This window comes from Pseudomonas sp. LAMO17WK12:I5 (genome assembly GCF_900215165.1).
In the GTDB taxonomy this organism is placed as follows: Bacteria; Pseudomonadota; Gammaproteobacteria; order Pseudomonadales; family Pseudomonadaceae; genus Aquipseudomonas; species Aquipseudomonas putida_A.
In genome coordinates this window covers 413,228-422,068 of record NZ_OBDS01000007.1, presented here as the reverse complement: position 1 = coordinate 422,068, position 8,841 = coordinate 413,228, and the positions used below count along the sequence as shown (strand labels likewise).

Genomic DNA, 8,841 nt, shown 5'->3' with positions numbered 1-8,841 from the left:
TTCTTCAACAACTTCAACCACTTGCGCTTCCGATCTCTCGTTAGCGGGAGGCGAATTCTACAGCGTTACACGCTGCTGTCAACACCTCTTTTTCTCCGCTTTCGACCGAGAAGATCGAACCGTCAAAAGAGCCAAACATCACTGCTCTTTCAACTCCTTCCAGACTTCGATGAACTGAAGCAAGCCGCTGCCGAAAACTGCGTAACTCGTTGAATATCAAGGAGTTTTCCGTTTCGACTGCGCCGGAAGTGGGGCGAATTATAGACCTCCTGAATCTGCCGTCAACCGTTAATTTCAGTTTTCTATCAATGCACCGAAAAAGCCTGCTTATATATAGACGCACCGTCAACAGATACGCAGCATACGGTCCATCGCCTAAAACAACGCCTTCGGATGATGCCTCACAATGACAGCCCAACTTCCTGGATCCCGGCCCTTGCCCGGCTCCCGAATACGCCCTACCCCAGCGCCCCTGCTCAATCCAGGCGAGACCGTGGTGCTGTTCGACGGCGTCTGCAAGCTATGCAACGGCTGGGCGCGTTTTCTGATTCGTCATGACAACAAACAGCGAGTGCGCCTGGCGGCAGTGCAATCGCCAGAAGGTCAGGCCTTGCTGGCATGGGCCGGTCTCCCGGTGGACGAATTCGACACTATGGCGGTGATCCGCGACCAGCATTACTGGGTGCGCTCCGATGCGTTCTTCGAAGTGATTGCACAACTGCCGGCTCGTTGGTCGCTGGTCAGGCTTCTGCGAGTTTTCCCACGAGCACTTAGAGATTGGGCCTACGACCGCGTCGCACTGAATCGCTATTGGATCTTCGGCAAGTACGACAGCTGCCTGTTACCCGACCCCGATCACGAACGTCGCTTTCTCAAGTCGCCGGTGTGAATGCTCAGCTACAACATCAACTGCAGCCACTGCCCCGGCGTCATCCTCGTCACCATCATCAGCACGATCACGAACATTCCCAGAAACCCGCAAACGCCCATCCAGAACCACTGCCGATAAACAGCCCGGTAATCAGCATCAAGCCCCGCCCCACATTGCACCGCGTCCGCCGCCATCCCTTGCAGACGTTTCTGCAGCAACAGCACCGGCAACCAAAGCGAGCCCACTACAAAGAACAGGATCAGCGACATCAGCACCCAGTCCGTGGTCAACGGCAACCCGGAAAGCCTTGTCAGCCAATAACCCGTCGCGATCTGGATGAAGCCTGCCGGCGTGGTGATCCAGGCGTCATAGCGCACGACCATTCTCGCCACATGCGCAATCACGTGCGGATTGGCCGTGCGACTGGCGGCGATCAGGTACAGATAGGAACCCATGCCGAAGCCGAAGAGGAAAATCGCAGCGATGACATGCACGTACTTCACGCTCAGATAAAGCATGCTCAACGCATCCCGTCAGAGAACATCACGGACAGGCCAAGATTCTGCGGATCGTTGATCGCTGCCATGTATTCGTCCACGCTGATCTCACCAACACATGGACGAGCCCCCGGTTCGGGCAAGTAACCTCGGGCGATCTTCGCGGCCAGAGCTACGGCAGCACAACTAGGGATCTCCGGCCCCTTGTCATTCAGCGCAGTCAGTTGGGCCGTCATCGACAACGGTTGGTCGTTCAAACCGACACCTCGCACATCTATATACATTGCACTTTTGCCATCACCGAAACGCTCAAACCATGTCCCCCAGCGATGCAACCGGGCCGCCCACACCCTGTGGTCACGCACCAGCCCTTTCCTCATCCCCAGCGCAAACAGATAATTGGCCACGCCGCCGAGCTTGAGGCCAGCGCCTGCCTTGAAACTCAACGTGTGCGCACCAAACCGGCTGGCAAAGATGTCCATGTCCGGCACATCAACATTGGCCAGCGCACGAGTGCCCAGGTTCTGCAGCTTGCGCAGGGTCAGGTCTTCCCAGCCCATCACCTCATGCACTTGACCATTGCGCAGTTGGCGGATCGGTTTGCCCGCATACGCCAGTACACCCTCGATCGTCGACAACCCCGGCATTTTCGCTGACGAGGAAATGCCGTGTTCGATCGAGTCGATGCGTTTGAAGTGATGGCGCTGCTCATCGATGATCGCCGACGACAGCGTCGGCACCGAACTGCAACCACTGAGGATGGCGACACCGGCCTCCCTCGCCCGTGCATCGAGTGTGCCGATGCCATTGACGAACGTCCGGCAGTCCGCCAGATCGCAATAATTGACGCCCGCCTCGATGCAGCTTTCGGCCACTGCATAGGATTGCCCCTGAAACGGGCCGCCCGTGTGAATCACCAGTTGAATATTCATTGCGCGCAGAGCAGCGGTGAAACCGGCGCCCATCGCATCACCACACCAGCGCTCGCAGCTCGCCCCCAACTCAGCGACCTTGCGCTCCAGCTTCTGCGGATCGCGCCCCGAGATCGCCAGTTCGACGCCCGGCATGTCAATCAGATGCCGACAAACGATACTGCCAAAGTTTCCATACCCGCCAACCACCAACACCCTGAGTGCCATCAACGCTTCCCTGAACAATTCAACAACTGACCCGTAACCGGATTCGGCGCAGCTTCCCTGATATCACCGGGCCAGGCAAGCCTGCGTCAAAGTGCGGCGATGTAGTAACGTCAGCGCCTCGACAACGGAGGTTGATATGAGTAAACGAATCATCGTCATCGGCGCGAGAATCGTCGGCGCGTCAGTTGCGTATCATCTCGCCGCGAAAGGTGCACACGTCATAATGGTCGAGGCCGGTGAGATTGCGTCCGGTGTGACGGGCCGCTCCTTCGCCTGGATCAACACTTCGCACGGCGGACCGGATTCCATTGCGCCGTTGCGCGCAGCGGCCATCGCAGAATACCGCCGACTCGAATCCGAGCTGCCGGGGCTGAAGGTGCGCTGGACCGGTGCGCTGTCTTACGGCGATGGCCGGTTTCAAGCGCCTTCTATATATAGCGCGCAGATTCTCGAGCTTGAACCCAACCTCAAACATCCTCCAGAACGGGCGTTCTTTGCCGCCGAAGAAGGCGCGCTGGATGCCGTGCAGGCAACGCGGGCCTTGATTGCAGGTGCGCAGGCGCAAGGAGCGACTCTGCTCACCCATACGCCAGTGCTCGGTTTGCAGATTCTGGACGGTATCGTCAGCGGCGTGATCACTGCGACGGGCAAGCACGATGCCGACGTTGTCGTACTGGCAGCCGGAACCGCCACCCCGCTGTTGGTGGATCAACTGAACGTCACCCTGCCCATCGACGCCTCACCCGCAATATTCATCCGTTACAAAACCCAACCCCAACGAGTGAACACGATCATCTCCAGCCCCGAAATGGAAATCAGGCAAGACACTGACGGTACGTTGCTCGCTGCAGAAGACTATGTGGATGAGGTGCCGCTAAACAGCGCGCAAGCCATCGCACAGAGAACGGCCAAAGTCATCCAGCACGAACTGCACGGGGTGCTATCCATAGAGCCGCAAACGGCGTGCGTCGGCCTCAGACCAATGCCTGTCGATGGCATTCCAGTCATTGGCTATCTGCCGAACCTCAGCGGTGCCTATGTTTGCGTCATGCATCCGGGCGTGACATTGGCGGCAGTCGTAGGACGACTGGTGGCCGAGGAGATCGTCGGGGGAGGCTTTGCGACCGCGTTAGCGCCGTGTCGGCCAGATCGATTCCAATCAGCGTTTTGAGCAATTCACCCACGATAAAATGCAGCGCTGGCAACGGTATGTCATCTTGTACGATGTCTTATCACAAGGTATTACTACGCCTCCTCAACAAAAATAAAACCACGGAGATCGCTACATGGACTCATTCCTGTCCGCCAAGCCTGAAAGCCTTGATCAAGTGAAAGGCAATACCCGCCGCAGTTTCCTGAAAAAGTCGCTCGCTGTTTCCGCCACGCTCGCCACTGTCGGCAGCGCCGCACTGCCCCGCTTCTCCGATGCCGCCGAACCCTTGAGTCAGCGCTACCCTGATCCACTGATTCATATCCTCGACGACAGTTTCCTGGAGCTACGCGTTTTCAACGCCAGTGTTGAAAAGCTCGCCACCGGCATGCGCTGGGCCGAAGGACCGGTGTGGGTCGGTGATGGCCGGTATCTGTTGGTCAGCGACATCCCCAATAATCGCATCATGCGCTGGGACGAAATCACCGACTCCTTCACCGTGTACCGCGAACACTCAAACTTCTCCAACGGCATGTGCCGGGATCGCCAAGGGCGTCTGATCGTTTGCGAAGGCTCCACCACCACTGGCGAAGGGCGCCGCATCACGCGCACCGAACACAATGGCGCGAGCACCGTGCTGGCCGACAGTTTCGACGGCAAGCCCTTCAACTCGCCCAACGACATCGTCTGCAAAAGTGATGGCTCGATCTGGTTCACCGACCCGCCATTCCAGACCGGCAATAACTACGAAGGCCACAAAGTCCCCCCGACCCAACCCCACGCCGTGTACCGCATCGACGGTGAGAGCCATAAAGTCACTCGGGTAATCGACGACCTCAACGGCCCCAACGGCCTGTGCTTTTCTCCCGATGAAAAGACCCTGTATGTCGTCGAAGGTCGCGCCAAGCCCAATCGCTTGATCTGGGCGATTACGGTGAAAGACGACGGCACCCTGGGTGAACGCCGCAAGCACATCGAAGGCTTGGACTATGCCGCGATTGACGGCATCAAGTGCGACGAAGCGGGCAACCTGTGGTGCGGCTGGGGCGGTAATGGTGATCCCAAGGCCGACCTGGAAAAACTCGACGGCGTGCGTGTTTTCAACTCGCAGGGCAAGGCCATCGGGCACATTTCGCTGCCAGAGCGCTGCCCGAACCTGTGCTTCGGCGGGCGCGAAGGCAATCGACTGTTCATGGCCAGTAGTCACTCGATCTACTCATTGTTTGTGAATACTCGCGGGACTACGTTTGCGTTGTAAAACCGACGTTGGTCTAGCGACAGTTCCGCGAGTATCGAAACAAGATCCTGCCGCGCATCCGAGGCTGCGCGGTGACGATCCTTGTCGCTGATTTTTTCGTCCGATAGAACGCCCCCCTGTATCGACGGCGCCGCCCAACGGAGAAGTCAGAGTGCCTGGCCCTTGGCTATGCAATACGCGTTGACGAACGTTGCCGTGTGCTGCAAAGCCTGACGTATATCCGGTTTGGCGATTCCATGCCTGTTGGCAAACTGCTCGACCGCCGCGGTGTTGAAACGAGTGGTCTGGATAAAGTCCAAGGCTTCGGGTTTTGTATTCAAAAACCACGCGACCGGGGGAATACTCAGTAGCCACTTCAGCAGTCGGAGTGAAATGTGATGTTTGGGAGACTTCAAGCCCAAAGGTTTAGCCACCTGTGCCAAGAGTTCTCGCAAGTTTGGCGTTTGATCATCAAGCGCCAGCAGTTCCTCGCCCACCATGGCAGGATCAAAAGCACAAACAGCCACCAGTTCGACCAGATAATCCACGGTGACCATTGGCAGCCAGTGCTCGGCGGTACCGGGCACCGCAGTCAGCTTGCCCTGCACCAGGTTGCGTATCAGCGCCACCAAAGGCTGGCCGTCAACGATATGCCCGGTGCGGCTGTGGCCACAGACCGTCGCAGGGTGGACAACGGTCATCTCACCACCCTTGGCGGACATGACCTGCAGGGTCGCAAAATGCGCCTCCAGCTTGCTTGCCTCGTAACCACCGACACGCCGGTAGACGGCGGGCCAGTTCGTCAACTCCGGCTGACGAGGATCAATGCCGATGCGTTGCAGATGTTCATGATTGTTCAGCATGTAGCCGCCGATCATCACTAAACGGCTTTTTTGCTCAGCCGCCAACAGCGCCACACGCTTTGCCCCCTCCACATTCACCGCACGAGACTGCTCCATCGAAAGCCCCCATGCGAAGTGAGCGCCCAGATGGAATATGACGCTGGCGCGCCTCAGCACCTCCTGATCAGCCGGGCTCAGCCCGAGGTTGTCCTGTTCCAGATCGCCAGCCACGGCAAATACCCGTGTCGCGCACCCGCCTAAACTATCAACTTGCTCGCGCAACGCAGCCAGCCGCTCCGGGCGACGCATCAATACCCGAAGGGTGTGACCTTTTGCACTCAGGTTCGCCAGCAAATGTTGACCGATGAAGCCGGTCCCCCCCGTGACAAAGCACTCCACGCTCATTTCCCTGTTCCTTGTTGAAGGTGAGAAATCAAGCGTAAAGTATCGACCCAACTCTACAGTCAAGCGGTGTTTTCATGAAAATCGGCGAACTCGAGGCTCGCAGCGGCGCCAGCCGTCATACGTTGCGTTACTACGAGCAAATCGGCCTGATATCACCGCTGCGGCAAACCAACAATTATCGTGTCTATACCGAGCAAACCCTGCAGGATCTGGACTTTATCCAGCGCGCGCAAAGCATGGGATTTTCCTTGGGGGAAATAGGCGAGATTCTGGATGCGCAGCGCAACAAGCTGATCGATTGTGCTGATGGTGCAAAGCTGATTGAAAAGAAGATGGCCGAAATCAAACAGAAAATTGCCAACCTCCAAAGCATCCATCGGTATCTGGATGTAGAGCGTGCGACCCTCGAAGCGAGTGCTGCCAGGCAACTTGAGCTTCAACAGTTGAGCGACGCTGCCAATCATTGAGCCTACGGCAAATGCCGTGGGGAGACTCCTGCGCAAAGTGTTCTGCCTGCAACATCCTGCGCCACAACGGTGTGCCGCTGGGCAAGGCGGATTATGTGCAGCACATGTTTGCGTATTTAAGGAAGTAATTGCAGCGAGAGCTTCGGGTCAATCAGGATTGAGCCGGAGTTTTTGCAGAAGAAACGCCAGTGACTCCACCGCCCCGTGATAACTCCGCGTTGAACGCTGCGTATCCCATGACATGGCATCGTCCACACAGAAATCGCCAACGCATTCCATGCTCAGATCCTCATCGAGCAGTCCGAGCGGAATCCACACGTAAGGCGATTCGCGAAGTGGGTTGGGCACGGTCGAGCCGCACTGTGCGCAGAAGTCGTTTCTGTAGCCGCTGGGTTTGACCCAACTGTTAATCAAGTCCTGCCCTGCATCCCAGCGAAAGTCCCGAGCGTTGACCAGAGTAGCGAGGTTGAACCCGACACCGGTTTGTTTGCGGCACAGTGAGCAGTGGCAGCGATAGAAAAAGCGCGGTTCCACTGTGAGGGAGAAGCGTACTGCAGCGCAAAGACACTGCCCTGTTGTCATGGGGACCTCCTTGGAAAAACGATCGATCAGGCGCTGGCGTCAGGTTTAGAAACAAGCGCGCCGGCAGAACCTCAGGTTACAGACAGAATGTATTGCGCCAAGCGTTGACAAAGATTTGAATGGAATCGTCTATCGAGATGGCGATCCCTCCTTTTGCGCTCAAAGCCTAAATCAGCTTTTCGACCAAAACCGTGTCCGCCTCGATAGACATATCGCCAAAATCGCCCTCGAGAGATAGAACGTTTTCAACAAAGCTGATCCCTTCCAGCTCTCCGAGGATGCGAGAATTTTGAATGTGCAGAGCACCGAGACTGATGGGCAACTCTGCGCCATCGATATTCCACGCCGTCAGTTTGCATCGGCATCCGTCCTTCAGGCTGACGACCATTTCGAAACAGCGATGTGCCTGATCCAACGTGAACGATAAAACGTCGCTACTTTCGAGCGCTTGTACATCCATACTGAGCTTCTTATGTTTAAAAGCGCATTCTAACGATCTGCGAGGCCCCGGCCATGACTCAGATAAAAAAACCCGAAGACGCTCCCGCCGCATTCCAGGTAGCCTGGAACGCTCACGACATGGCGGCACTCGGAGCTCTGTTCGATCCGCAAGCGACGTTCGTCAATCGTTTCGGCCACTTCGTTCGGGGCGTCGAGCAGATCGTTGCGCTGCACGCGCCCATTCACCAGACGATCTATCGTGACTCCACTCTTGAGAATGAACTGATCGATATCGACCCTGTTGCTGACGGGGTGGCGATCATTCACTTCTGGAGTCGTTTGTCGGCCGGTGCTGCGCATCCGGCCGGAGCGCATGTGGTGGATACGCTGATTCTCGCGGTGCTGATCAGGCAGAACGAAGCTTGGCGCATCAGAGCGCTGGAGAATGTGACCCTGACCAACCCGCGCACAGGTGAAGCCACCTTGCGTGATTAGCAGTAATCCGTTTCAGCGCACCGCAAAAGGTTTTTCGCTGCATGCTGCATCCGTTTCACTCCCTGCTCCGTACATTCAACACCCTCATTCGAAGGGTCGAAGAATCAAGGAGACGCACCATGCACATGCTCATCAAACGCCTTGCTGTCGCTTGCTTTACCCTGCTCTGCCTCGGAGCCGGATCCAGCTTTGCTGCCGATACCGTGATGGTTGGCGGCGCGGCCATGTATCCGACCAAGACCATCGTCGAAAACGCAGTCAACTCCAAGGATCACACGACCCTGGTCGCTGCGGTCAAGGCCGCCGGGCTGGTGGATACGCTCAACAGCAAGGGCCCGTTCACCGTCTTCGCCCCCACCAACGAAGCCTTCGCAAAACTGCCCGCCGGCACGGTCGATACATTGGTCAAGCCTGAACACAAGGCGGACCTGACCAAGATCCTGACTTACCACGTCGTCGCCGGCACTCACACGGCTAAACAGTTGATGGACGACGCCAAAATGCACGGCGGCAAAGTGATGCTGAAAACCGTCCAGGGCGAATCGCTGACCGTGATGTTGCACGACGGCAAGCTGTGGGTGCAGGACGCCAAAGGCGGCAAGGCGGCCATTACCATCGCGGACGTCATGCAATCCAATGGCGTGATTCATGTGGTCGATACGGTGCTGATGCCGAACTGACTGGCTGACGTTGGCGGGCTCTCGTCAGAGCGTCC

General features: G+C 57.2%; 11 protein-coding genes and 1 pseudogene. 7 read left to right on the top strand and 5 right to left on the bottom strand.

From position 1 onward, the window contains the following. Positions 1-436: 436 nt before the first annotated feature. Complete coding sequence (locus CRO59_RS15060; RefSeq protein WP_097087819.1) at positions 437-889, top strand: thiol-disulfide oxidoreductase DCC family protein; 453 nt, start codon at positions 437-439, stop codon at positions 887-889. 8 nt (positions 890-897) lie between these two features. On the opposite strand, the gene CRO59_RS15055 is transcribed toward CRO59_RS15060, so the two are convergent. Next, positions 898-1,389 (bottom strand): DUF2269 domain-containing protein, encoded by a 492-nt coding sequence (locus CRO59_RS15055; RefSeq protein WP_097087822.1) that lies wholly within the window; start codon positions 1,387-1,389, stop codon positions 898-900. Positions 1,390-1,391: 2 nt separating this feature from the next. After that, complete coding sequence (locus CRO59_RS15050; RefSeq protein WP_097087824.1) at positions 1,392-2,507, bottom strand: saccharopine dehydrogenase family protein; 1,116 nt, start codon at positions 2,505-2,507, stop codon at positions 1,392-1,394. Between the two features lie 136 nt (positions 2,508-2,643). On the opposite strand from CRO59_RS15050, the gene CRO59_RS15045 reads away from it, so the two are divergent. Then, a complete protein-coding gene (locus CRO59_RS15045) occupies positions 2,644-3,678 on the top strand; it encodes an FAD-binding oxidoreductase (RefSeq protein WP_097087826.1) in 1,035 nt (344 codons plus the stop codon). A 115-nt stretch (positions 3,679-3,793) separates the two neighbouring features. Beyond that, positions 3,794-4,915 (top strand): SMP-30/gluconolactonase/LRE family protein, encoded by a 1,122-nt coding sequence (locus CRO59_RS15040; protein WP_097087827.1) that lies wholly within the window; start codon positions 3,794-3,796, stop codon positions 4,913-4,915. A gap of 146 nt (positions 4,916-5,061) precedes the next feature. Here the strand turns inward: CRO59_RS15040 and CRO59_RS15035 are convergent, their stop codons facing one another. Continuing rightward, positions 5,062-6,141: an SDR family oxidoreductase gene (locus CRO59_RS15035; RefSeq protein ID WP_097087829.1), complete on the bottom strand. Its 1,080-nt coding sequence runs from the start codon at positions 6,139-6,141 to the stop codon at positions 5,062-5,064. 74 nt (positions 6,142-6,215) lie between these two features. Between CRO59_RS15035 and CRO59_RS15030 the strand changes: the two genes are divergently transcribed. Together CRO59_RS15030 and CRO59_RS28995 are read left to right on the top strand one after the other, a co-directional pair. Beyond that, complete coding sequence (locus CRO59_RS15030) at positions 6,216-6,608, top strand: MerR family transcriptional regulator (protein ID WP_041074696.1); 393 nt, start codon at positions 6,216-6,218, stop codon at positions 6,606-6,608. A 41-nt stretch (positions 6,609-6,649) separates the two neighbouring features. After that, a pseudogene (locus CRO59_RS28995) lies at positions 6,650-6,736 on the top strand (DUF1993 family protein); the annotation flags it as partial. A gap of 19 nt (positions 6,737-6,755) precedes the next feature. On the opposite strand, the gene CRO59_RS15025 reads toward CRO59_RS28995, so the two are convergent. Both CRO59_RS15025 and CRO59_RS15020 read right to left on the bottom strand, forming a co-directional pair. Continuing rightward, positions 6,756-7,190 (bottom strand): GFA family protein, encoded by a 435-nt coding sequence (locus CRO59_RS15025; RefSeq protein WP_097087831.1) that lies wholly within the window; start codon positions 7,188-7,190, stop codon positions 6,756-6,758. 166 nt (positions 7,191-7,356) lie between these two features. After that, on the bottom strand, positions 7,357-7,650 hold the full coding sequence (locus CRO59_RS15020; RefSeq protein ID WP_097087833.1) for a hypothetical protein: 294 nt from the start codon (positions 7,648-7,650) through the stop codon (positions 7,357-7,359). Positions 7,651-7,703: 53 nt separating this feature from the next. Between CRO59_RS15020 and CRO59_RS15015 the strand changes: the two genes are divergently transcribed. Continuing rightward, on the top strand, positions 7,704-8,126 hold the full coding sequence (locus tag CRO59_RS15015; RefSeq protein WP_097087835.1) for an SgcJ/EcaC family oxidoreductase: 423 nt from the start codon (positions 7,704-7,706) through the stop codon (positions 8,124-8,126). A 119-nt stretch (positions 8,127-8,245) separates the two neighbouring features. Further along, the gene (locus CRO59_RS15010) at positions 8,246-8,806 is read left to right on the top strand and encodes a fasciclin domain-containing protein (RefSeq protein WP_097087837.1); all 561 of its coding nucleotides are present in this window, start codon (positions 8,246-8,248) and stop codon (positions 8,804-8,806) included. Positions 8,807-8,841 lie beyond the last annotated feature (35 nt).

Coding starts and splice junctions, on each gene's coding strand:
- CRO59_RS15040 (WP_097087827.1), top strand. CDS start 3,794: ATGGACTCATTCCTGTCCGCCAAGCCTGAAAGCCTTGATCAAGTGAAA.
- CRO59_RS15050 (WP_097087824.1), bottom strand. CDS start 2,507: ATGGCACTCAGGGTGTTGGTGGTTGGCGGGTATGGAAACTTTGGCAGT.
- CRO59_RS15025 (WP_097087831.1), bottom strand. CDS start 7,190: ATGACAACAGGGCAGTGTCTTTGCGCTGCAGTACGCTTCTCCCTCACA.
- CRO59_RS15030 (WP_041074696.1), top strand. CDS start 6,216: ATGAAAATCGGCGAACTCGAGGCTCGCAGCGGCGCCAGCCGTCATACG.
- CRO59_RS15035 (WP_097087829.1), bottom strand. CDS start 6,141: ATGAGCGTGGAGTGCTTTGTCACGGGGGGGACCGGCTTCATCGGTCAA.
- CRO59_RS15045 (WP_097087826.1), top strand. CDS start 2,644: ATGAGTAAACGAATCATCGTCATCGGCGCGAGAATCGTCGGCGCGTCA.
- CRO59_RS15020 (WP_097087833.1), bottom strand. CDS start 7,650: ATGGATGTACAAGCGCTCGAAAGTAGCGACGTTTTATCGTTCACGTTG.
- CRO59_RS15010 (WP_097087837.1), top strand. CDS start 8,246: ATGCACATGCTCATCAAACGCCTTGCTGTCGCTTGCTTTACCCTGCTC.
- CRO59_RS15055 (WP_097087822.1), bottom strand. CDS start 1,389: ATGCTTTATCTGAGCGTGAAGTACGTGCATGTCATCGCTGCGATTTTC.
- CRO59_RS15015 (WP_097087835.1), top strand. CDS start 7,704: ATGACTCAGATAAAAAAACCCGAAGACGCTCCCGCCGCATTCCAGGTA.